Below are 23,510 nucleotides of genomic sequence, written 5' to 3'. Positions count from 1 at the left end.
CTCCTCTCAAAAGGAGGTTATTTCACATTCTCTCTCCTATCTCCATACACCATCTCTTCTTTCATTCCAAACCCATCACCGTTTTGTACAATTTGCTCTGTTGGTGCGACTATACTTTCAGCAATTTTCCATTCCCCGCGCTCTTTCATAAATACTTGCAAAAAATAGTTCATGCCATTTAGCTGATATGCATTTTCTTTTTTCACATTATAGTGCACCGCAATGTAGTACACTTGAATGTTTTCTTTTCCTGCTTTTGATACGTATTGCGATAATCTTGGAATGTACATTGATGCTTTCTTAAATGGTAAGTGCTTCGCTTTAACGAGCGATGAACTTGTTACATTACGCAATGTGTCCTGATTACGAATGTTATCACTATGATGAAATAATACTGCATTTTGCATAGAACGAACCCATAATTTCGAATACAAGACAGTATTATCATTTTCAATATACTTCACTTCTTTTTGCACCACTTGAATAGGGGTATCGGCGTACACGAATGTATTAAAGCAGAAAAGGCTTCCAAGTAAAACGGTAAGTGCCACAATATATTTCATAATCTTTCCTCCGATCTTTTTAATTAAAGTATCGGAGTTTCAAAATATTTTTATTCAAAAGAAAAAGGATAGGAAAGCTCTCGCTTCCTATCCTCATTTATTATAAGACGCGGCCAAATAGTTCTAAAACCATTTCTATCTCTTGGTCGCTCCAACCTTTAAATCTCTCTTTATAATATTCTTTACGCACAGCTTCAAGTTTTTCAGTTACTTCTCGTCCGTTTTCTGTAATTTCTAAGTATACGATACGACGGTCTGAATTTGATCTCTTTCTTTCAACAAACCCTTTTCGCACGAGACGATCTGTTACAGCTGTAATATGACTGGAGGTTACGTTTACTTCACTCGCAATTTGCGAAGCCATCTGTGGACTTTTCAAAAATAACGCACGTAATACAGAGAATTCATTATATGGCATATGCTCTGAAAAACGTGTATTAATATCATTTTGTAATAAACGTATCATCTTTCGAAATGATGCAGATAAATCTAAAATCAGTGTTTCTCTATTTTCGTTCACTAGCCTCGTCCCTTTTTTATCATATTTACACATATTATAATCTATAAATACCTATGTTGTATATGCTTTCTTCCCTTAACATTCTCATTTATGTAACTTTTTTCATACGATTTTCTTTTTTGTTCACACATATACATATAAAAAAGGATGGTGAGCATAAATGCAAAGTGGAATGAATCCGTATTTACATAATATCCGTACGACAAATACTGGTAAAGAAGCTACTATTACTGTACAAGGAGAAGGCATTATAAAAGCCAAACCAAATGTTGTCATATTAACACTAGGCATTCAAACAGATAGTAAAAATGTAAAACAAGCGCAAGAAGAAAATGCAATGCAATCGAAACAATTGCTTGATGCACTCAAACAGCTAGGTATTGCCGATAAAGATATAGAAACCATTTCTTATACGATTACCCCTCAATACGAATATGTAAATGATAAAGCCTTACTACAAGGCTACCGTGTGGAACATTTGTATGAAATTACCGTTTTAAATGTGCAAAAAGCAGGGGAAGTATATGATATAGCCGTTTCGAATGGTGCAAACGTTGCAAAAGGGTTACGTTTTCGAATATCTCATCCAAATAAATATTATGAGCAAGCTCTCATTCAGGCTCTGCACCAAGCAGTAGAAAAAGCTCGTGCTATTGCGAGTACATACAATTTAAACATTAATCCTGTTCCCCTCTCACTCGTTGAAGAATCTGCCCAATTACCACGAGAGGTTGCATCATATGCTACTTTGCATGCGCAAGCAGCTCCGCCCATTCAATCAGGAGAACTAGAAATCATCTCATCTATCCGGGCAATTTTTACGTATTTATAAATAAATCTATTTATAAGTAACCGTTATCATTTTCGTTGTTGTAAAAACATGATGTTCTGATATAATAAAGGACGGTGAGCTCTTATATAAGAGATATCACGGGTGGGAGAGGGATATGAAAAAGAAGGTTTAACATGAAAGGAATACTTGAAAGAACATTTAAATTAGACTTACACCAAACATCACCAAAACAAGAAGTTTTAGCTGGAGTTACGTCATTTTTCACGATCGTTTATATTATGATTGTAAATGCGTCAATCTTATCCGATGCTGGCATTCCACTTGAAGCTGGAATTTTAGCAACTGTTTTCAGTTCATTTGTCGGATGTCTACTTATGGCATTTTGGGCAAATGCACCTGCTATTCTTGTCCCTGGTATGGGTGTAAATGCATTCTTCACGTACACTGCTGTGCATACGCTCGGTTTAACTTGGCAAGAAGCATTAGCAGCTGTTTTTATCGCCGGTATTATTTTTGCAATTGCTGCTTTTACACCGATTGCTCGCGTGCTTTCGGTATCGATTCCAAAGTCATTAAAGGAAGCTATCACTGTCGGTATCGGGTTATTTTTAGCTTTCATCGGCTTGCAAAAAGGTGGTTTAGTCGTTTCGCATCCTAATACTGCTGTTGCAATGGGGAAATTAAGTAGTCCTGTCGTTCTTGCAACACTACTTACTCTTATTGTGGCACTTGTGCTATTTGTGCGTAACGTACGTGGAAACTTTTTATGGACGATTGCAATTGGAACTGGTATTGCATGGCTATTTGGCCTTGTTGATACGAGTCAAGTGGGAAGTAGTTCGTTTTCATTCGCTAATTACGGCGATGTGTTTGGAGCTATGTCATTTGGGAAACTTTCTTCCTTACCATTTTGGATTGCAACATTCTCCTTAAGCATGGTGCTTATTTTTGAGAACATGGGACTACTGCACGGTTTATTAGAAGATGACCGTAAATTCCCACGTGCTTACCAAGCAAATGCAATTTCAGCAATGACATGTGGTCTATTTGGCACAAGTCCTACCGTATCAACAGTAGAGAGTGCCGCAGGTATCACTGCAGGCGGAAAGACAGGTCTGACGTCTATCATTACAGGGTTGTTATTCTTCGCATCACTGTTTGCACTTCCGTTTGTCAAAGTAATTCCTGATAGTGCCATTGCACCAATCTTAATTATTATTGGCGGCCTGATGATTACAAGCATTCAACAAATTCCTCTGAACGACTTTTCAGAAGGGTTTCCCGCGTTTTTAATTATCGTTATGATTCCGCTCACATATAGTATCGCTGATGGCATTGCGTTCGGATTTATTGCTTATCCTATCTTGAAAGTTGCTCTTGGAAAGCGTAAAGAAGTCGCACCGTCCATGTATATCATTACATGCTTATTCTTAGCCATGTTCGTATTACACGCTATTGGCTAGTAAAAAACACCGAGGAAATCCTCGGTGTTTTTTTACTTAAACCAACCTTTTTTATAAAACCAAGCCATCATGCCCCCGCCAATTAACGCCATAATTAACAAACAGATAAAGTAACTGTACTGTCCGCCAAGCTCTGGCATATGTGAAAAGTTCATGCCGTATACCCCTGCAATAAATGTTAACGGCATGAAAATAGTTGAGAAAACAGTTAATGTTTTCATAATATTGTTCATATGGTGGGAATTCAGTGAAAAGTAACTATCTCGAATATCTGCTGTTAATTCACGGCTTGCTTCAATCATCTCTGTCAGTTTAAGCAAATGATCATGTATATCTTTAAAATAAATTTCATGATCGCTTATACCGTAAAAACGAGTTGAATTTAAAATGCGGTACAATAAATCACGCATCGGAATAATCGTACGCCTTAGTTTAGATAAATCTGCACGAATATCAAATACCTCTTCTAACACACTTCCTGCTGTCTCACCCGTTAAATTATCATCAATTGCATTTAAATGGTCTTCAATGTAATAAACAGGTGCGAAATAATCATCTACAATTTGGTCAATAATTGTATGTGCTACATTTAAAGGACTCTTCTTAATACGTTTTTTCTCACCGAGCGTTTTCCATACTCTTTCAATCGCATTATTATGAGAGAAGTGGAAAGAGACTATATATCGATCACTAACAAATAAATCGATTTCATGCGGTTCTAATCCGTCTTCTCCGAATGCATGGAGAACTAAAAAGTTATATCCATCATAAAAATCTACCTTTGGCCTCTGTACATACTCTACACAATCTTCAATCGCAAGGGGATGGAACTTGAAGTGATCTTGTAAAATATATGTATACTCTTCTTTCGTCGGCTTATATAAATCAAGCCAATACCATACGATGTTTTCTTTTTTCGTGTCTTCCAGCGAAACATCATATAAAACTTCATTTTTTTTCGTTATTGCACAAATTCTAATCATAATTTCACCCATTATTATTATAAACAAAAAATAGTAAAAAAAGCCAAAGAGAAATCTCCTCAGCTTTTTTTATTACTTCGTTACAATACCGTGTACCAAAGTTGGTGCATCTACGTGGTCTTTAGCGATTTTCATGTTCTCATAAATTTTCGCTTTTACATCTTCAACATTTTCGCGGTTTGCGTAAATTGTAACAAGGGAGTCACCTTTTTTCACGCTATCGCCTACTTTTTTGCGAAGCATTAAGCCAACTGCTAAATCAATTTCAGATTCCTTCGTTGCACGTCCTGCTCCTAAAAGCATTGCTGCTGTTCCGATTTCATCTGCAACGATTTCTGATACGTAACCGTCTTCTTTCGCTTCCACTTCAATTTTAAACTGCGCTTGTGGTAATTTAGAAGGATCATCAACAACAGATGCATCGCCGCCTTGCGCTAATAAGAACGTTTTAAATGATTCTAGCGCTTTACCATTGTTCATTACTTCAATTAATTTCTCACGTGCATCTTCTAAAGATGAAGCTTGTCCAGCAAGGTACACCATCTGACTTCCAAGCGTTAAACATAACTCTTCTAAATCTTTCGGTCCTTTACCTTGTAATGTATCAATTGCTTCTTGTACTTCTAATGCGTTACCAATTGCTTCACCAAGCGGCTGACTCATATCAGAAATAACCGCCATCGTATTACGACCAACGTTATTACCGATGCGTACCATTGCTTCAGCTAAACGTTTTGCATCTTCATCCGTTTTCATAAATGCTCCTGCTCCAGTTTTTACATCAAGAACAATTGCATCTGCACCAGCAGCAATTTTTTTACTCATAATCGAGCTTGCAATAAGCGGAATTGAGTTTACTGTTGCCGTTACATCACGAAGTGCATATAACTTTTTATCAGCAGGTGTTAAGTTTCCACTTTGGCCGATAACAGCAATTTTATTTTCATTTACAAGACGCATGAATTCATCATTTTCAATTTCCACATGGAATCCTGGAACTGCTTCTAATTTATCAATTGTACCACCAGTATGTCCTAAACCACGTCCAGACATTTTCGCTACTGGTACACCTAAAGCAGCTACTAATGGACCTAATACAAGTGTCGTTGTATCACCAACACCACCTGTTGAATGCTTATCTACTTTTACCCCTTCAATGGCTGATAAATCAATTGTATCACCGCTATTTACCATTGCCATCGTTAAATCTGCACGTTCTTGATCATTCATATCTTGGAAGAAAATTGCCATTGCAAGTGAACTTACTTGATAATCAGGAATATCACCATTTGTGTATCCTTCAACGATAAAGTTAATCTCTTCTGTCGTTAATGCATGTCCATCACGTTTTTTTGCAATTAGGTCCACCATTCTCATTGTGAAGTCACCCCTTCATTTGTTTTACGATTGCTTTTACTAATGCTAAGAAGTTAGCTTTAACACGTTCTGTCGTTTCAATTACTTCATCGTGGTGAAGTGGCTGATCTAAAATACCAGCTGCCATATTTGAAATACAAGAAATACCTAGTACTTTCATACCTGCGTGACGCGCTACAATTACTTCAGGTACTGTTGACATACCAACTGCATCTCCGCCAAGTGTACGAAGCATACGAATTTCAGCAGGTGTTTCATATACAGGACCTGTCATTCCAACGTATACACCTTCTTGTACTTTAATGTTTAAGTCTGCTGCAACTTGTTTCGCCATTTCGCGAAGTTCTGGCGTATATGATGTAGACATATCAGGGAAACGTACGCCCATTTCAGAATCATTCGGTCCGATTAATGGGTTCGTACCCATGAAGTTGATGTGGTCTGAAATTAACATAAGATCGCCTGGTTCAAATGATGTATTTACACCACCAGCTGCGTTTGTTACAACAACTGTTTCTACACCTAGTTCTTTCATAACACGAACTGGGAATGTTACTTTTTGCATGTCATATCCTTCGTAGAAATGGAAACGTCCTTGCATTGCTACTACAGGTACACCTTGAAGTGTACCAAATACTAGTTGACCTGCATGTCCTTCTACAGTTGATACTGGGAATTCAGGAATTTCGCTGTAAGGCACTGTTACCGCATTTTCGATTTCATCTGCTAATACACCTAGTCCAGATCCAAGGATTAGTCCTACTTGTGGTGTTTCTTGAAATTTCTCTTTTAAGTATGAAGCTGATTTTGTAATAAGTTCACGATTCATTTGTTTATCCCCCTATTTCTTTAGCTCGTTTAAGAAGCTTGTTCCGTATTCTGGCATTTTCACACCGAAGTTTTCTGCTACAGTTGCACCAATATCAGCAAATGTTTGACGAAGTGCTAATTCTTGTCCGCCTTCTTTCATGCTTGGGCTATATGCTAATAACGGTACATATTCACGTGTATGATCAGTACCAGGATGTACTGGATCATTACCATGGTCTGCTGTAATTAATAATAAATCATCTTCTTTAAGTTTTTCGAATACTTCTGGAAGGCGTGCATCATATTCTTGCAGAGCTTCTCCATATCCTTGTGGATCACGACGGTGACCGAATAATGCATCAAAGTCAACTAAGTTCAAGAAGCTAAGACCTGTAAAGTCCATGTTTAATGTATCTACAAGCTTATCCATTCCATCCATGTTAGACTTCGTACGAAGTGATTCCGTTACCCCTTCGCCATCATAAATATCAGAAATTTTACCGATAGCAATAACATCGTAGTCACTATCTTTTAATTCATTCATTACTGTGCGACCAAATGGTTTTAATGCATAGTCATGACGATTTGGTGTACGTGTGAATTTCCCTGGTTCCCCAACGAATGGACGAGCGATAACACGTCCTACCATGTACTTCTCATCTAACGTTAGTTCACGAGCAATTTTACAAATTTTATATAACTCATCAAGTGGCACTACTTCTTCGTGTGCTGCAATTTGTAATACACTATCAGCAGAAGTGTAAACGATTAAAGAGCCTGTTTCCATTTGCTCTTGACCAAGCTCATCAAGAATTTCTGTTCCAGAAGCTGGCTTATTACCGATAATTTTACGGCCTGTTTTTTCTTCTAATTCATCAAGTAATTCTTTCGGGAATCCTTCAGGGAATACTTGGAATGGTGTATCAATGTAAAGTCCCATAATTTCCCAGTGACCTGTCATTGTATCTTTACCGGTAGATTTCTCTTGCATTTTTGTATAATATCCAAGTGGCTTCTCTACTTTTGAGATACCTTTCATTTCACGAATGTTACCAAGACCTAATTTCACCATGTTTGGCATTTGTAATCCATTCATATGTTCAGCAATGTGACCAATTGTGTCAGAACCTAAATCACCAAATTGTTCAGCATCAGGTGCTTCACCGATTCCTACAGAGTCCATTACGACTAGGAATATACGTTTATATTTATTCATAACTGCAACCTCCTATAAGTTCAGTTCTACTTCTTGTAGTATGTTCAAAACGCTATAAAGTGAAACTGTTATTCAATAAGAATTCTCTTTCGTTCTCATTGTCAAACAGTACTTCTTTAAATCATTCTCTAACCTATTTCGTTTTACTTGAAACGACTGAAAAACATTTCTAGTTTTTTCTAAGTCAGATGTCAGACATCTGATATTGATATCATAACATGTTTACGCTTTCTTTTTAATACATTTTCGTAGAATTTCTTATTTTATTCACACTTCTATTGTAATCCATTCTGCGAAGAAGTGCTAATTATTTTATAACATATTTCCTAATATAAAAATAAAAAGCAGCTCTAAAGAGCTGCTTTTTATTTTACTTCTACTGTTTCTTCTTTGTGTTCATGTAATTCGCCTTTTCTTACATGAACTTTCACTTTGTAAGCACCATTCTCTTTGAAAGTATGTTTACTTTCATACTCTCCTTTATTCCCTTCTTTCGCTGGAATAAATTCATGCTTTTCAACGCCATCTTTCCAAATTTCAAGTTGTACTTCAGCACCAGTTAACGCTTCTTCTTTTTGTTTTAAATGAACTTTCATTGTTGATTCAGCATTCGCTTTAATATCCCCAGCCATAAGGTGTATCATCGTATCACTTTTATGGTCTCCATGACCTTCTTCTTTTTTCGCATCTTCAACTTTTGCATTTCCTACAGCGACTTTTGTTTCTGGCATAACATGCATTTCACGCGCATTTGTATGAGGAATAATATGATATACTCCATCAGTTTCAAATGTTTTCTCTACTGCATAAACACCTTTTCCTTTATGCTTACCATCTAACATCTCGTGTTTCTCGTCGCCATCTTTCCAAATCTCAAACTTTACATCATCAGCATCCGTTACTTTTTCTTTTCCTTGTGTAACAAGTGCTTGTACTTCTGTTTTTTCACCAGGTTTAATTTCTTTCGGATTCGTTTGAACCGCTACTTTTATAGCTTCAAGTTTCTGTTCTTTTTTCGGTTCTTCTTTGTTTGTATTACAGCCAGCCAATGCTAGCATCGCGATAAATAGCGTCATAATAAGTTTTTTCATCATCATTTCCTCCTTCATACTTTCTTTAGTATAGAGGAAATACATTGTAATATTCCAGTCCTCTGCTGAAAACAATATACGAAATGTTTGTGAAGTTTCTGTGAAACAGTTTATTCTTCTTAATCTATGAAAAAAGAGCATAGTAACTATGCTCTCGGATGAAACTGTTTATATACATCTTTTAATCTAGCTTTTGAAACATGCGTATAAATTTGCGTCGTTGAAATATCTGCATGTCCAAGCATTTCTTGCACGGCACGTAAGTCTGCCCCATTTTCTAATAAATGCGTAGCAAACGAGTGACGCAACGTATGCGGTGTAAGCTCTTTTTCAATATTTGCTTCTTTCGCCAATCGTTTTAAAATTTTCCAAAAGCCTTGTCTTGATAATCGATTACCATGATGGTTTAAAAAGAGTGCATCTACTGCTTTTTTACCCATCAGTTCTCTTCTTCCTTTTTCAATATACTTTTGAATTGCTTCCGTTGCTAAGCTTCCTAATGGAATAATTCTTTCTTTATTCCCTTTCCCTATGCAGCGGACAAATCCCATAGTCAAGTGTACATCTTCTAAATTTAATGCAATTAATTCTGAAACACGAAGTCCTGTTGCATACAATAACTCCAACATTGCCTTATCACGAATCCCAAAAGCACTCACCGCTTTCGGAGTCTGAAGTAATGCTTCTACTTCGTCAATCGATAATACTTTTGGTAATTTCCGTTCCCCTTGCGGCGTTTCAATATGTACCGATGGGTCATGCTCCACCGCTCGTTCACGAAGTAAAAATTGGTGAAACGAACGAATCGATGCAATATGACGCGCCAATGTTTTTGAAGATTTTCCGTTTTCTTTTAAATACTGCAAAAAGTTAACAATGTGTATGCGCGTCACTTCATGAAATGTCTTCGTCTGTTCTACATTTTGCAAATACTTCACATAGCTTTTCAAATCACGTTCATAAGATACAACTGTATTTTTCGCTAACCCTTTTTCAACAATCATATAATGAATAAAATCTTTTAATTGATCTTCCAATATACACTACTCCCCATTTTCATAGAAAAACATCATTCTATTTACGAAAGCATCCTTTGCCGGCTCCTCATTCCCTGATACTTTTTCTACAGTCTCTTCTTTTGGCTTTTCATAACGATGGTAACTTTCATATTCTTCATTTATCCATAGTATAGCGAAATAAAACAAAATCGTACAACTCGTAAATAATAAAAATACTTTCATTCCATCAAAAGTTAATTTTAAAGCTCGGCGCATTGTAAATTCCTCCAAAATATAAGTTATTACAACATATGCCAAGCTTTCACCAATTTATACCTTATTCAAATAAAAAACCTCTTCCTAGTTAAATAGGAAAAGGTTATTTTTCATCCGTTTCATTTTCTTGACAATTTTTACAAATCCCATGGAATGTTAAACGATGATCTTTCACCTTAAAGCTCCAGTCTCGTTCTACTTTATTCTCCACTTCACCAAGTAAATCTTCTTGTATTTCTTGTACAGCACCGCATTGTGTACAGATTAAATGATGGTGGAAACGCTGTGCACCTTCTTGGCGTAAGTCATAGCGTGAAACACCGTCTCCGAAGTTAATCTTATCGACAACCTTTAACTCAGACAATAACTCTAAAGTTCGATAGACGGTTGCTAATCCGATCTCTGGCGACTTTTCTTTTACAAGGAGGTATACATCTTCTGCGCTTAAATGATCTTCTTCATTCTCTAGCAGCACACGAACTGTTGCTTCACGTTGTGGTGTCAATTTATAGCTCGCTGCATGTAATTGCTTCTTAATTCGTTCAATTCTTTCTTCCATTCGGTACTACTCCCTCCTCGCCACTCTTACACCATTATATCAGAAGAAGGGCTTCTGTCAAAAGAAAAACAATAAAAACAAACTGATAATTATTCTCAAAAAGTATTTATTGTTTGTTAATAGCCTCCACGACTTCTTTCATTAAAACTGGCGATGCATATGCCTCAACACTAGAAGCAAGAGCTAACACCGCTCCGATCACTAGAAAGAAGCATGTATAACGAATTAATAATGGTAATAGTGGCTCGGTTATTTTCCTAATAAACTGATGCCTAATCATGCGTAAGGAAAAGCTTGCAGCAATTGTTGTCATAATGAGAAATACAGGAATTATAATTAAATTTTGCGGCAATACAGACACAAACGCTAACAATAATCCATTCCATCCGTGCTGACTTACTAAAAAACCTACTGTAAATCCAACAACTACTCCTTTTAAAAATAATAAGATGAAAATGAGTGGTAACCCAATAATTGAAATCCCCAAAATCCAAATAAAGCCGATGTATTTTAATTGCGAAAAGTAACTTTCTCGAAACATTTCGCCCGCGATAGCAAATTCTCCTTTAGAAACTTGTCCAAAAAAACGTTGTAAATAAAATGATAAATCTTGCTTTTGGTTTATTTGTAAACTATTCACAAGAATCGCTCCAAATATTACTCCCATCAATAATAAAACAGCATTAAATATATATAATGAAGAGTTTTCCTGTATGTGAGACATTACACGGTCTTGCCAAGTTTTTCGCCACATTTTCCTTCCCTCCGTTCACACTCTTACTAAAAATGTATGAAAGAAAGAAAAAAAGTATGACGAATTAACATTGAAATTCCGCTCTACTTTGCTAAACTAAATAGTAGAGAATAGGAGGGATTTCTCTTGAAACCATTATTATTAGATTTTCCAACGTTATTTCAAACTGAGCGCTTGCAAGTACGTAAGCCGTTTCCGGGTGACGGTACAGAAGTATATGAAGCAATCCAAGCTTCTCTAGAAGACTTATTACCGTGGATGCCAATTACAGCTGAAACAGAAGAGAGTGCGGAAGAAATTGTTCGCGAAGCTCACGGACAGTTTTTACTTCGTGAAACACTTGATTTTCACTTATACGATAAAGTATCTGGTACATTCATCGGAGCTATTACTCTTAAGCCTGAAAACTGGGACATTCCAAAGTTTTCACTTCACTTCTGGTTACATAGCGCCTATACAAAACAAGGCTATATGACAGAAGCTGTTAAAGGTGCGATTCAGTTCGCTTTTGATAAGCTAGGTGCTAGAAGAATCGAAATTCGTACTGATGCAACAAACGTGAACGCATGTAACTTAGCAGAACGTCTAGAATTCATTTTAGAAGGTACTATGGAAAATGATTTCCTAGCACCAGATGGTAGCTTACGCGATGCACGTGTATATGCAAAAATTAATTAAAAAAACACTCGCTTAAGGCGAGTGTTTTATTTTTGTAATTGTAAATATTGCACAGCGAACATCGTCTTCGCATCATGAATGCGAAGGTCTTTCATAAGATCAATCGCTTCTTCTAATGACACTTCCATTAACTCCACAAATTCATCTTCATCTAAAGCTGCTTTATTTTCTTTTTGTTTTAATCCTGTCGCCTTATATACATATAAAATCTCATCTGCAAAACCAGGTGATGTATAAAAAGATGTAATAAGCTCCATATTTTCACATACATATCCTGTTTCTTCTTCTAATTCACGAACTGCTGTTACTTCTGGCTTTTCTCCAGGTTCTAACTTCCCAGCAGGGATTTCCACAATTGCCTTTTCAAGAGCTTTACGATACTGCTCGACAAGTACAATTTTCCCTTCATCAGTAATAGCAATAATAGCAACTGCCCCAGGGTGATTTACGATTTCACGTTTACTCATTTCTCCATTTGGTAATACTACTTCATCAACACGAACTTTTATAACTCTACCATCAAAAATCGGTTCAGTTTTTACTGTTCTTTCTGCTAGATTACTCATACTACTTCATCTCCCTGTTCTATTTCCTAATCGTTCTTCATACATTTTACCACATTGAAAGGAGCGTGATAGAAATGAAAGTTTATATTTTACCAAATCGCGTCACTTTAGTCGGCAAAGCGTGGCAAATTCGTCATAAGCTAAAACAATACGGAAAAGAGTATACAACTGTGCAAGAGTGGATTACAGCAAATAAAAAGTAAACGTTTGTCAACCTCCTTCCCCTTTCGTACAATAAAGGTAAGGAGGTTGACCTATGAAAAAACGTCAATTAGGAAACTCAGATTTATATGTTACGGAAATTGGATTTGGCTGTATGTCTCTCGGTACATCTGAAACAGAAGCTATGCGTATTATCGATGAAGCAATCGATTTAGGAATTAATTTTTTTGATACAGCGGATTTATATGATCATGGATTAAATGAAGAATTTGTTGGAAAAGCATTGAAGGGAAAACGAGAACAAATCGTTCTTACAACAAAGGTTGGAAATCGATGGACAGAAGAAAAAAACGGCTGGTCTTGGGATCCTTCTAAAGCTTACATAAAGGCCGAAGTAAAAGAGAGTTTACGTAGACTTCAAACAGATTATATTGATCTTTATCAACTTCATGGCGGAACGCTGGAAGATCCGATAGATGAAACCATTGAAGCTTTTGAAGAATTGAAAAAAGAAGGTATTATTCGCCATTACGGTATTTCTTCTATACGTCCAAATGTCATTCGTGAGTATGCAAAACGCTCAAATATCGTTAGTGTACTAATGGAATATAGCCTTTTAAATCGTCGTCCAGAAGAATGGTTCTCACTTCTTAATGAACACCAAATTAGTGTCATTGCTCGCGGACCACTTGCAAAAGGAATTTTAACTGAAAACAATGCAAGAAAGATAGAAAGAGTAAAAGAAAAGGACTATCTCTCTTATTCTTACGATGAATTAAATACTACACTCGAGAGTGTAAAAGAAGTTATTGGGGAAAAATCTTTAACAGGAACAGCTATTCAATATTGCTTACATAACGAAACTGTTGCAGCTGTTATACCTGGTGCAAGCTCTATTCAACAATTACAGGCAAATGTACACGCTTGCCAACAGTTACCTTTAACAAAAGAAGAATATGTACAACTTCAAAAGATTGTTAAGTATGATTCATATGCTTTGCATCGCTAAAATATTGATACCGATAAAAGCAAAAGACTGCCCCAACACTAGGCGGCAGTCTTTTTTTATAACGTATCATATTTATCAGGATTCGTTCCTACATGTAAATTACGATTTAACGTATTAATTTGAGTCATCTCTTCTTCTGTTAGTGAAAAATCAAAGATAGTAAAATTCTCCTTAATGCGAGATGGTGTAACAGATTTAGGAATTGTCACTACCCCGCTTTGAATATCCCATCTTAATATAACTTGCGCAGGTGTTTTTTCATATTTAGTAGCAATGGCCTGAATAATCGGGTGCTCGAATACTTCCCCGCCTCTCATTAATGGGCTCCATGCTTCCATTTGAATTTGCTCACCTTGACAGAAATCACGCAATTCAAATTGTGCTAACATTGGATGAAGTTCCACTTGGTTTACCATCGGCTTCACTTTGCAATTTGGTAATAACAGTTCTAAATGATGTTTATGAAAATTAGAAACACCAATGGCACGCACTTTACCTTCTTCATATAACTTTTCTAGAGCACGGTACGTATCAACATACTTCCCTCTTATCGGCCAATGGATTAAATATAAATCTACATAATCCATTTGTAATTTCTTTAAACTTTTTTCAAACGCCTCAAGAGTCTCCTCATACCCTTGATCGTCGTTCCAAACTTTTGTTGTAATAAACAAGTCTTCGCGCGGAATTCCAGATTCACGAACTGCTTCTCCGACACCGCTTTCATTTTCATATACAGTTGCTGTATCAATCGAACGGTATCCAACTTCTAATGCTGTTTTTACTGCTTGTTTAACTTCGTCGCCTTCTTTCGCTTTATAAACGCCTAGACCAATCATCGGCATTTTCACACCATTATGAAGTGTAGTTGTTGGAATATGCACAGTCTTTCTCCCTTTCATTGTTACATTTTTATAAACCATAACTTTATTTCAACAAGATTCATTCAAAATGTCAAAACATACGTACAGTTTACATAATAATTTTATACCCCTTTAGAAAATAACATGAACTCAATCGTTCACGTTACTTTCTTTCCATTCTTTCGCTTTTTCATCAACATCACGTACAAATTCATTTTTTCCTTCTGTATACAACGTGCCATCATATGTATATTTTTCAGCTAGTTCTTTCTTTAAAGTCGCATACGCCTCTGCTTCTTCACAATGAACCATCATATAATCACGAAATGCTAAATGCCTTGTAATCTCAGGATTTCCTTTTTCAAATACATGCAAATGATACGAGCGTTTCTCCTCAGTTCCATGAATAAAAAAACGACGACCTGAAATACCATTTTCTCCTTTCACAATGTAACCAAGCTCATCAAATTTTTCATCCCAATGATCTACTCTTTCAATATTATCTACTTCCATTATCATATCAATGATAGGCTTTGCCGCAAGTCCTGGCACTGACGTACTACCAATATGATGGATTTTCACCGTTTCTGGCATCGCCAATTTTAATCTTTCGGCCTCCATTTGAAATTTCTCACTCCAATGATTTTCATACGGAACGACTACAATTTTCCTCATTCTAACACCCCTTTTCTTACACACTCGTCAAAAAATGATCAGTGGCATTTCACTGATCATTTTTTATTATTTAAAGTCTTTCCAAGTAAGGTTACTTTCACTTAACAGTTCTTCAAATGGTTTATTCTTTTCACGTTCTTTTTGTTCTTTACGCTTTCTCTCTTGCTCCGCTGCCTCTTTTTTCTCTTCTCTCACTTGCAACTCTTTTTTCTTATTCTTTAATTGTTGCATGAGTGAATCGTTCAATTGATCACCTAGTGTAAGCGATTCTTTCTCTGGTTGATTCACTTGAGATTGTCTTTGCATTTGTCTTTGCTTCTTTTTCTTCATAATGCTCACCTTTTACTTTTTTCTCCATTATAGAGGATATACGGTGAAATCGACAATAAAAAAGGTATATTACTCCCCATTATCTATGTATTTATTTTTTGTAAATGTGTTAATTTTTCGAAAAAACTAAATTTTATTGTGGATATAATCCTAGTAATCTATTAAAATTATGTCGTATGATGTCAGATTATAAAAAAAGGAGAAATTAATTATGTGGAAAAAAATCATTCCTACTGTTGCCGTTTTAAGCACCATAACTTTTTCAACTGTATTTGCCGCTCCCCCATCTCAGACTCCCGCCGAACAAAACCGATACATAGACGTACAAATGCTTGGTATTAATGATTTACATGGTCAACTAGATACTGTAAAAAAAGTTAACAATAAAGAAGCTGGTGGCGCTGATTATTTAGCTACTTATTTAAAAGAACGTAAAAAACAAAACCCTAATACACTTCTCGTACATGCCGGTGATATTGTCGGAGCCAGCCCACCAGTTTCCGCATTATTACAAGACGAACCAACAATTGAATTTTTAAATGACTTAAAGTTTGATGTTGGTACAATCGGAAACCATGAATTTGATGAAGGTATCGATGAAATGAAACGCCTCATTTACGGTGGATATCACGAAAAAACAGGGAATTTCAAAGGAGCAAACTTCCCTTATGTCGCTGCAAACTTCTATAATAAATCAACTGGCCGCTTATTTTTACCACCATTCACTGTAAAAATGGTTGACGGAGTTCCTGTAGGGTTTATTGGAGTTGTTACAACGGATACACCAAATGTCGTTATGCCTACTATGCTTAAAAATGTACAGATCACTGACGAAGTAGAAGCAATTAATAAATCAACGCAACAATTAAAGCGTCTTGGTGTTAAATCCATCGTCGTCCTTGCCCATGTCGGTGGAACAACTGATGAATCTGGCGTGACAAATGGAGACCTTACTCGAATTGCAAATGAAACAGATCCAGAAGTTGATGTTATTTTCGGTGGGCATAGTCACACGTATGTAAATGGTACTGTAAATAATAAACTAATCGTCCAAGCGAACTCTTATGGAACAGCTTTCTCGGACGTAGATGTAACAATTGATCGTAAAACAAAAGATATTGTAAAGAAAAAAGCTGAAGTGATTACAACATATCATGAAGGTGTAGAACCTGATAAAGAAGTAAAACAAAAAATAGATCAATATAAAGAAAAAATCGCACCACTTGTAAATGAAGTTGTAGGAAAATCTACAGCAGCTATCGACCGTAAACAAAATGATGCTGGTGAATCTACTCTTGGGAATGTAATTGCCGACGCACAGCGTCAAACAATGCAAGCTCAAATCGCACTTATGAATCCTGGTGGCATTCGTAATGACTTAGATGCTGGCGATATTACTTGGGGCGAATTATATGGCATTCAGCCTTTTGGAAACCAATTGATTAAAGTAGATTTAACAGGTCAAGATATTCGCGACATTTTAAATCAGCAATGGCAAAAAGGAACAACAAGAATGCTTCAAATTTCAGGTATTCAATATACTTGGGATGCAAATAAACCAAACGGTGAAAAGGTTACGAATATACGCTTAACAAATGGCGAGGAGTTATCTCCAAATAAAACGTATAGCGTAGTTGCGAATGCCTTCTTAGCTTCTGGTGGTGATGGATTCGTATCATTTAAAAATGGTAAAAATGCAGAGACTGGTCCAAACGACTTTGAAGCGCTAGTCGATTACGTAAAACAATTAAAAGAACCAATTCAGCCAGTTATTGATGGTAGAATTCAAAAAATAAATTAAGTATTTCCCTAATATGCGATCCGGATTTTTATTGTAAAGGGTACGCACTTATACTTACTTAATCCACAATATTAGTAAAACCTAAAAAGGATACTCGTTCTTACAATGAACTTAGTATCCTTTTCTTTAGTCATCCAAACGTGCTGTTTTGTTAAAGTCATATTGCTGTAAAAATTGTTGTAACGCCTCTTCTACAAGTTTAGATTTTTGAATTCCTTTCGCTTCTGATATAACGTCTAGTTTTGCTAATATTTCTTTATTAATAGAAAAAGTACGTTTCTTTTTTTCTGTACTTATACTCATAATTGGCGCGATTACTTCTTCTCTCTTGCTTAGTAATTCATAAATACTTTGTAATTGTTCATAAATTAATAATTGATAATCCGTTTTCGCATATTGAAGGGCTGTCGCTTCTTGGAGTTGTAAGTGACGAGGTTCTTCTCCATCTCCTACAAAAATACGTTTCTTCTGTTCTCCATCATATTCATATCCAATCAATCTTAATTTCTTTGATAATGTATACGGGCTTATTTCAAGACGTTTTGCTATGATAGCGATGGATTCACGTCTATTTAAGCAATCTATAATTTCTCCAATCGTCACAATTTCCCTCCTCCCGTGTTGAAATGACACTAGTATGGTATGTTACAATGATTTTCTAACAGTATATGCAAAACAAATAGCCTGTGCGATTCATACGATTTCAGAAAAGGAGGTTTTCAATATGCTTTTTCGTAGCCATACCCCGCAGTTTTATAATGAAAATAAACAACTCATTCCTAATAGTATCGCTACGATGGAAAGCGTTATGATTAATAATCGAAAACAAACTCTCCTTATGCGCGGGCAAAACGTAGAGCAGCCTATTTTATTATGCTGTCACGGCGGACCTGGCATGGCACAAATCGGATTTATTCGTCATTTCCAGAAAGAATTGGAGAAACACTTTATCGTTATTAATTGGGATCAGCGCGGGGCAGGTAAATCCTTTTCAATGAAAGATTTCGGGGCAAATTTTACAATTGAACAATTCGTTTCCGATGCAAAAGAAGTTATTCAATATGTACTTAAAAAATTCAATAAACAAAAACTATTTCTCGCTGGTCATTCTTGGGGAAGTATTATTGGGCTTAACATAGCACATCAACATCCAAAGTATATCGAGGCTTACATTGGTATTGGGCAGATTGTACATATGAAACAAAACGAAGAATTGTTATATCAACATTTAATTAGCTCTGCAAAAAAACATGACCATAAAAAAGCATTAGCTTCTCTTTTAAAATTAGGGAAACCACCCTTTTTAGATACACGCCGTCTCATCATTCAAAGAAAGTGGCTTGGCACATTCGGCGGAGCAATCCAAAACGGATCTTCCTTTTCTTTCATACGAAAAGGTTTCTCTTCTCCTGAATATACGCTATTAGATTGGTTCAAATTTCTCGCAGGAAATTTAAAATCAGGCGTTTTATGGGAAGAGATGCTAACAATCGATTTCTTTTCGTCTATTTCAAGTTTATCTGTTCCGGTTTATTTTTGTTCTGGTCGCTATGATTATCAAACTCCTTACGCACTCGTTCAACAATATTGCGATATTATTCACGCTCCGATAAAAAAAATGATTTGGTTTCCAAACTCGGCACACTCTCCAGATTTAGAAGAGCCTGAACTATTCGCTCAATCTTTACAATCAATTAAACAAGAGCTATCTTTTCAACATGCATAACGACAGGCTCTTTTACATTTCATAAAAAACATTTTATAATAATATGTCGCAAGTATATGTTAAGGCAAACAATTGCTTGCCTTAACAGAATAAAAATTAGGGAGATTACATTTATTATGAACGCTGTACTCATCGCAGTAGCAGTCATGCTAGTGCTTAGTTTGTTACGTGTCCAAGTCATTGTCGCCATTATCGTTGGAGCTTTAACAGGCGGACTTATCGGTGGACTCGGTATTTCAGAAACAATTAGTACTTTTACAACCGGTCTTGGGAACAGTGCTCCTATCGCATTAAGCTACGCAATGCTCGGTGGATTTGCTATTTCACTTTCAAGAACAGGACTTCCTGATGCAATGATCCAATCAGCTTTAAAATGGATCGGCAACGAACAAGACACGAAAAAACAAGTCTATTCTAAAATACTCATATTATTTATCATTTTAACAATGGCTTGTTTCTCACAAAATATTATCCCTGTTCATATCGCCTTCATCCCGATCTTAATTCCAGCACTTTTAAAAGTATTAAATGAGCTGAAGGTGGATCGTAGGCTTGTAACATGTCTTATTACATTTGGATTAATTACCCCTTACATGTGGGTCCCAGCAGGATTCGGAAAAATTTATTATGACGTATTGCAAACAAATGCTGCGCAAAGCGGGCTTACATTTGATGTTGCTCTTATTCCAAAAGCAATGACTATTCCAGCAATCGGTATGATTATTGGATTATGTGTAGCGGTTTTCATTACATACCGAAAACCACGTACGTATGAAACGGAACAAGTTCATGCTACACAGAATGAAATCGTTCCCTATACAAAAAGAAGCATTACTTTCGGTTTATTATCAATAATCGCTACATTAACTGTTCAATTAGCAACAGAATCAATGATTTTCGGTGCTTTAGCAGGTATTATCGTCTTATCAGTTAGCGGTAGTCTCCCTCTTAAAGAAGCCGATGCTATTTTAACGAGCGGAATGCGTATGATGTCCTTTATCGGATTTGTTATGATTTCTGCCGCTGGATTTGGCGCTGTTCTTCGAAAAACTGGACATGTTGAATCTCTTGTGCAAACGAGTGCACATATAATCGGAAATAATAAACCGCTTGCTGCATTTCTTATGCTCGTTATTGGACTTCTCGTTACGATGGGAATTGGTTCTTCCTTTTCAACCATCCCAATCTTAACAACAATTTTTGTACCGTTATGCGTCCAGCTTGGATTTAGTCCAATGGCAACAATCGCAATTATCGGTACAGCTGGTGCACTAGGTGATGCAGGTTCTCCAGCATCTGATAGTACACTTGGACCAACGTCCGGTTTAAATGCTGATGGTCAGCACCACCATATATGGGATACATGTGTACCAACTTTTCTACACTATAATATACCGTTACTGATATTCGGCTTTATTGCCGCAATTACACTATAAAAGGTGCGTTTTATCAACGCACCTTTTACTTTGTTGTTTCTCTCTCAATACATCTAAATTCTGTTTCCACTTCTTCTTGTCCAACTGGTTTCTTCTTTATTTTTCCTACTAACTGCTGAAATGCTATCTCCCCATTTTCTTCGATATAACTTCCAATCGTCGTTAATGATGGGCTTATCCATTCACCCTCTGCACTCCCGTTAAATCCAATGATTTGCAACTTATCTGGTATATGAATATTAAGCGTTTTCGCCGCCCTGATTAGCTCAATAGCGATCTTATCACTTGAAGCTACAACCCCATCTATGTATGGATGTTTTTGTAACAATTCAAGAAACTGTTGATTCGTATACCCTTGTACAATTTCCTCTCGATAAGAAAGTCCTTCTTTCCAAGCGGTATCTAAAAACCCTGCCACATGCTCTTCCATTTCTTCACTTTCTACTCCCTCGCCAATATAAGCAAGAAACTGACAGCCTTTCTCTTTTAATAAAGAAACTGCTTTCTGCCCACTTTCATAATAACTGGTCAGAGATTGTCGTTCTTCAAGCACAGCGAAAGGAAGTGAGATTTCTCCTATACTTTGAAAAACAGATTTCGTCATTATTACGCCTGCAATGTTATTTTGCACCAACATATCTATGTATCTATTCTTATTTTCTATATTACAAACTACTACTTGATACCCTTCTTTATATGCTATTTCCTCAACGAAACGGAGCAAAGTGATGTATGATGGATTATGCAAATTATCTACCAGTAATGCAATCATTGTTGAAGGTTGTTTAAATAAAGGCTTTGCTGTAGCATTCGGTCTATATTGTAATTCTTCAATTGCTTGCTTTACTTGTTTTACCGTATCTTCATGGACATACCCTTTTTCATTAATAACTCTTGAAACGGTTGCAACTGAAACACCGGCCAATTTTGCAACATCACGTATAGTTGCCACATCGTCACCCCTTAATATGGTAATAGATTACAATTTTAAACTAAACCAAAATATAACATTCGTCAAGGATATTGTTTTATATTTCTGAAAATTGTTACACAACTTTCACTTTGCTTACAAAATATACTCCAACTGAATTTCATGTAAAATTGCAATATTATCGTAACCAATAAATGGAATTTCTTTCTTTATTTTTCGCGCTTCCTTTACGGCGTCCATGTATAAGTTCGTCATTATGAAATTACGTTTTTGATAAAATCGGAGTGCGTTCGTATTATCATTCGTCGTAATGAGCCACACTTTTTCACACTCATTTTCCCTTGCCATTTGCAATACACAATCCACCAGTTTTGTTCCAATCCCATTTCCTTCCTCAAAACTATCTAACGATACAATTTCACACATGTTTTTTAGCACTTCACACGTTATAATCCCCACTATTCTGTCATTTTCAAGTGCGATAAAACCAGGTAATTGTTCTAATTGATGTGCTCTGCCTCGCGAGACCATCATTGAACTCCCCCAGTTTTCACACATAAACCCCCGAATTGTTTCTTTCATTTCTGGTGTGATTTTTTGTATATGAACCATATACGATTTCTCCCCTTTTTATATCATTGTGATACAATGTAAGTGTATCATATGTAGAGGTATTTGGAGGATGAGGTAAAGTATGAAACGTTTTTTTACAGCATTGTTTACTACACTAGGTGCAATAACTGCGATTGGGATTTTCTTTACAAATAAAGTTATGTACTTGAAGAAAAAGACAGAGGAAGAAGTTTTAGAGCGCGAAACGAAAAAGCATTTTCATTTGGACGATTTTAACGCTATTCAAAAAGAAGAAATTCACATATCTTCTCAATTTGGATACGAACTTCACGGATACTACATGCCAGCTGGGCATTCCAATAAATTTATGATTTTTTGCCACGGTGTGACTGTAAATAAAATGAATTCCGTTAAGTATGCAAACTTATTTTTAAGCAGAGGATATAACGTATTTATTTATGATCATCGCCGCCATGGTAAAACAGGTGGTAAAACAACAAGCTATGGATACTATGAAAAACACGATTTAAAGTCAGTAGTTGACTGGCTAAAAGGTCGTTTTGGAACAAATATTATCCTTGGAATTCATGGTGAATCTATGGGGGCTGCAACCCTTCTTCAATATGCAGGGCTTGTAGAAGATGGTGCCGATTTTTATATTGCAGATTGCCCTTTCTCGGATTTTTACGGACAGTTACAACATCGTTTAAAAGTTGAATTCCATTTGCCAAAATGGCCTTTATTACCTTTAGCAAATGCCTTTTTAAAAGTTCGTGACGGCTATACAATTCGTGAAGTTTCACCAATTGATTGTATAAAAAACATTAATAATCCTGTTCTTTTTATACACAGTAAAGATGATGACTATATTTTATCTGATATGACAAAATCACTTTATGAAGCGAAAGAAAATAATAAACAACTTTATATTGCAGAACATGGTGCACACGCTTGCTCTTATAATGAAAATAAAGAAGAGTACGAAGCTGCCATCGATCAATTTTTAAACACATATGTAAAAGAAACAAAAAACAGGCTTGCATAAGCCTGTTTTTTTACTGCGCTAAAACGTCTGTAACTTGTTCCATATTTTCAGAAATCCACTTTATTGCCTCATCTAGCGTCGAAAATTCCGTCGTTTGAAAGGTCACCTCATCTTGCAGTAACCAAACATCTTTCGGTTCTTGTCCTACACCTGCGATTGACCAATGAAGTAAACTATATGGATGATTATCATTCAAAAATGATGCCCACGTGCGCTCATTTGCAATATTTTGTAGTGTTCGTAATTTTTTATCCATCTTTCGTCACCTTACTCTAGTCAGTTATAAAAACTATTATAACACTCTCTTCTCTC

28 protein-coding genes are annotated in these 23,510 nt (G+C 36.2%); 9 read left to right on the top strand and 19 right to left on the bottom strand.

Features of this window, described 5'->3' with window-relative positions:
• Window positions 1-17: 17 nt before the first annotated feature.
• On the bottom strand, window positions 18-563 hold the full coding sequence (locus tag SJY24_RS09855; protein ID WP_377864529.1) for a hypothetical protein: 546 nt from the start codon (window positions 561-563) through the stop codon (window positions 18-20).
• Window positions 564-663: 100 nt separating this feature from the next.
• Entirely contained in the window at window positions 664-1,083 is a 420-nt protein-coding gene (locus SJY24_RS09850; RefSeq protein WP_001004995.1) for a MarR family winged helix-turn-helix transcriptional regulator, read from the bottom strand.
• A 160-nt stretch (window positions 1,084-1,243) separates the two neighbouring features.
• Here SJY24_RS09850 and SJY24_RS09845 point away from each other — a divergent pair, with 160 nt between their 5' ends.
• Both SJY24_RS09845 and SJY24_RS09840 read left to right on the top strand, forming a co-directional pair.
• Window positions 1,244-1,915 carry an SIMPL domain-containing protein gene (locus SJY24_RS09845; RefSeq protein WP_377864528.1) on the top strand — a complete coding sequence of 224 codons (672 nt, stop codon included), beginning with the start codon at window positions 1,244-1,246 and terminating at the stop codon, window positions 1,913-1,915.
• A gap of 134 nt (window positions 1,916-2,049) precedes the next feature.
• Window positions 2,050-3,339, top strand: coding sequence for an NCS2 family permease (locus tag SJY24_RS09840; protein WP_377864527.1), 1,290 nt, complete (start codon window positions 2,050-2,052; stop codon window positions 3,337-3,339).
• A 32-nt stretch (window positions 3,340-3,371) separates the two neighbouring features.
• On the opposite strand, the gene corA is transcribed toward SJY24_RS09840, so the two are convergent.
• The 9 genes from corA to spoIIM form a co-directional block, all read right to left on the bottom strand.
• Window positions 3,372-4,334 carry a magnesium/cobalt transporter CorA gene (corA, locus tag SJY24_RS09835; protein WP_377864526.1) on the bottom strand — a complete coding sequence of 321 codons (963 nt, stop codon included), beginning with the start codon at window positions 4,332-4,334 and terminating at the stop codon, window positions 3,372-3,374.
• Between the two features lie 60 nt (window positions 4,335-4,394).
• On the bottom strand, window positions 4,395-5,699 hold the full coding sequence (locus SJY24_RS09830; RefSeq protein WP_377864525.1) for a pyrimidine-nucleoside phosphorylase: 1,305 nt from the start codon (window positions 5,697-5,699) through the stop codon (window positions 4,395-4,397).
• Between the two features lie 7 nt (window positions 5,700-5,706).
• Window positions 5,707-6,528 (bottom strand): purine-nucleoside phosphorylase, encoded by an 822-nt coding sequence (locus SJY24_RS09825; protein WP_001078440.1) that lies wholly within the window; start codon window positions 6,526-6,528, stop codon window positions 5,707-5,709.
• 12 nt (window positions 6,529-6,540) lie between these two features.
• Window positions 6,541-7,725 (bottom strand): phosphopentomutase, encoded by a 1,185-nt coding sequence (gene deoB / locus SJY24_RS09820; protein ID WP_001046076.1) that lies wholly within the window; start codon window positions 7,723-7,725, stop codon window positions 6,541-6,543.
• A gap of 365 nt (window positions 7,726-8,090) precedes the next feature.
• A complete protein-coding gene (locus SJY24_RS09815; protein WP_033656790.1) occupies window positions 8,091-8,819 on the bottom strand; it encodes a FixH family protein in 729 nt (242 codons plus the stop codon).
• Between the two features lie 143 nt (window positions 8,820-8,962).
• Window positions 8,963-9,853: a site-specific tyrosine recombinase XerD gene (gene xerD, locus SJY24_RS09810; protein WP_000390077.1), complete on the bottom strand. Its 891-nt coding sequence runs from the start codon at window positions 9,851-9,853 to the stop codon at window positions 8,963-8,965.
• Between the two features lie 6 nt (window positions 9,854-9,859).
• Window positions 9,860-10,090, bottom strand: coding sequence for a YqzK family protein (locus tag SJY24_RS09805; protein WP_001250436.1), 231 nt, complete (start codon window positions 10,088-10,090; stop codon window positions 9,860-9,862).
• Window positions 10,091-10,193: 103 nt separating this feature from the next.
• Window positions 10,194-10,649, bottom strand: a complete 456-nt coding sequence (gene fur / locus SJY24_RS09800; RefSeq protein ID WP_000392654.1) for a ferric iron uptake transcriptional regulator — start codon at window positions 10,647-10,649, stop codon at window positions 10,194-10,196.
• A 106-nt stretch (window positions 10,650-10,755) separates the two neighbouring features.
• Window positions 10,756-11,403: a stage II sporulation protein M gene (spoIIM, locus tag SJY24_RS09795; RefSeq protein ID WP_000269098.1), complete on the bottom strand. Its 648-nt coding sequence runs from the start codon at window positions 11,401-11,403 to the stop codon at window positions 10,756-10,758.
• Between the two features lie 126 nt (window positions 11,404-11,529).
• On the opposite strand from spoIIM, the gene SJY24_RS09790 reads away from it, so the two are divergent.
• Window positions 11,530-12,081, top strand: a complete 552-nt coding sequence (locus SJY24_RS09790; protein ID WP_000803499.1) for a GNAT family N-acetyltransferase — start codon at window positions 11,530-11,532, stop codon at window positions 12,079-12,081.
• Between the two features lie 26 nt (window positions 12,082-12,107).
• Here SJY24_RS09790 and SJY24_RS09785 read toward each other — a convergent pair whose 3' ends face one another.
• Window positions 12,108-12,647, bottom strand: coding sequence for an NUDIX hydrolase (locus tag SJY24_RS09785; protein ID WP_000067049.1), 540 nt, complete (start codon window positions 12,645-12,647; stop codon window positions 12,108-12,110).
• Between the two features lie 74 nt (window positions 12,648-12,721).
• Between SJY24_RS09785 and mciZ the strand changes: the two genes are divergently transcribed.
• On the top strand, window positions 12,722-12,850 hold the full coding sequence (gene mciZ / locus SJY24_RS09780) for a Z-ring formation inhibitor MciZ (protein ID WP_000870295.1): 129 nt from the start codon (window positions 12,722-12,724) through the stop codon (window positions 12,848-12,850).
• Between the two features lie 53 nt (window positions 12,851-12,903).
• On the top strand, window positions 12,904-13,818 hold the full coding sequence (locus tag SJY24_RS09775) for an aldo/keto reductase (RefSeq protein WP_377864524.1): 915 nt from the start codon (window positions 12,904-12,906) through the stop codon (window positions 13,816-13,818).
• Window positions 13,819-13,874: 56 nt separating this feature from the next.
• On the opposite strand, the gene SJY24_RS09770 is transcribed toward SJY24_RS09775, so the two are convergent.
• The 3 genes from SJY24_RS09770 to SJY24_RS09760 form a co-directional block, all read right to left on the bottom strand.
• Complete coding sequence (locus SJY24_RS09770; RefSeq protein ID WP_377864523.1) at window positions 13,875-14,702, bottom strand: aldo/keto reductase; 828 nt, start codon at window positions 14,700-14,702, stop codon at window positions 13,875-13,877.
• Window positions 14,703-14,831: 129 nt separating this feature from the next.
• Window positions 14,832-15,356, bottom strand: a complete 525-nt coding sequence (locus tag SJY24_RS09765; protein WP_377864522.1) for a GrpB family protein — start codon at window positions 15,354-15,356, stop codon at window positions 14,832-14,834.
• Window positions 15,357-15,422: 66 nt separating this feature from the next.
• On the bottom strand, window positions 15,423-15,686 hold the full coding sequence (locus tag SJY24_RS09760; protein ID WP_377864521.1) for a YqkE family protein: 264 nt from the start codon (window positions 15,684-15,686) through the stop codon (window positions 15,423-15,425).
• Window positions 15,687-15,897: 211 nt separating this feature from the next.
• Here SJY24_RS09760 and SJY24_RS09755 point away from each other — a divergent pair, with 211 nt between their 5' ends.
• Window positions 15,898-17,487: a bifunctional metallophosphatase/5'-nucleotidase gene (locus SJY24_RS09755; RefSeq protein WP_377864520.1), complete on the top strand. Its 1,590-nt coding sequence runs from the start codon at window positions 15,898-15,900 to the stop codon at window positions 17,485-17,487.
• A 126-nt stretch (window positions 17,488-17,613) separates the two neighbouring features.
• On the opposite strand, the gene SJY24_RS09750 is transcribed toward SJY24_RS09755, so the two are convergent.
• Complete coding sequence (locus SJY24_RS09750; RefSeq protein ID WP_000151918.1) at window positions 17,614-18,090, bottom strand: ribbon-helix-helix domain-containing protein; 477 nt, start codon at window positions 18,088-18,090, stop codon at window positions 17,614-17,616.
• Between the two features lie 121 nt (window positions 18,091-18,211).
• Here SJY24_RS09750 and SJY24_RS09745 point away from each other — a divergent pair, with 121 nt between their 5' ends.
• Together SJY24_RS09745 and SJY24_RS09740 are read left to right on the top strand one after the other, a co-directional pair.
• Entirely contained in the window at window positions 18,212-19,213 is a 1,002-nt protein-coding gene (locus SJY24_RS09745) for an alpha/beta fold hydrolase (RefSeq protein ID WP_377864519.1), read from the top strand.
• A gap of 116 nt (window positions 19,214-19,329) precedes the next feature.
• Window positions 19,330-20,649, top strand: coding sequence for a Na+/H+ antiporter family protein (locus SJY24_RS09740; RefSeq protein WP_377864518.1), 1,320 nt, complete (start codon window positions 19,330-19,332; stop codon window positions 20,647-20,649).
• Between the two features lie 25 nt (window positions 20,650-20,674).
• On the opposite strand, the gene SJY24_RS09735 is transcribed toward SJY24_RS09740, so the two are convergent.
• Window positions 20,675-21,601: a LacI family DNA-binding transcriptional regulator gene (locus tag SJY24_RS09735; protein WP_377864517.1), complete on the bottom strand. Its 927-nt coding sequence runs from the start codon at window positions 21,599-21,601 to the stop codon at window positions 20,675-20,677.
• A gap of 114 nt (window positions 21,602-21,715) precedes the next feature.
• The gene (locus tag SJY24_RS09730; protein WP_377864516.1) at window positions 21,716-22,192 is read right to left on the bottom strand and encodes a GNAT family N-acetyltransferase; all 477 of its coding nucleotides are present in this window, start codon (window positions 22,190-22,192) and stop codon (window positions 21,716-21,718) included.
• 82 nt (window positions 22,193-22,274) lie between these two features.
• Between SJY24_RS09730 and SJY24_RS09725 the strand changes: the two genes are divergently transcribed.
• A complete protein-coding gene (locus SJY24_RS09725) occupies window positions 22,275-23,198 on the top strand; it encodes an alpha/beta hydrolase (RefSeq protein ID WP_377864514.1) in 924 nt (307 codons plus the stop codon).
• A gap of 10 nt (window positions 23,199-23,208) precedes the next feature.
• Here SJY24_RS09725 and SJY24_RS09720 read toward each other — a convergent pair whose 3' ends face one another.
• The gene (locus tag SJY24_RS09720) at window positions 23,209-23,454 is read right to left on the bottom strand and encodes a DUF2552 family protein (protein ID WP_377864513.1); all 246 of its coding nucleotides are present in this window, start codon (window positions 23,452-23,454) and stop codon (window positions 23,209-23,211) included.
• Window positions 23,455-23,510 lie beyond the last annotated feature (56 nt).

Source organism: Bacillus sp. R86525 (genome assembly GCF_042466195.1).
In the GTDB taxonomy this organism is placed as follows: Bacteria; Bacillota; Bacilli; order Bacillales; family Bacillaceae_G; genus Bacillus_A; species Bacillus_A nitratireducens.
The sequence above is the reverse complement of the archived record's forward strand: the minus strand, read 5'-3'. Positions and strand labels throughout refer to the sequence as shown.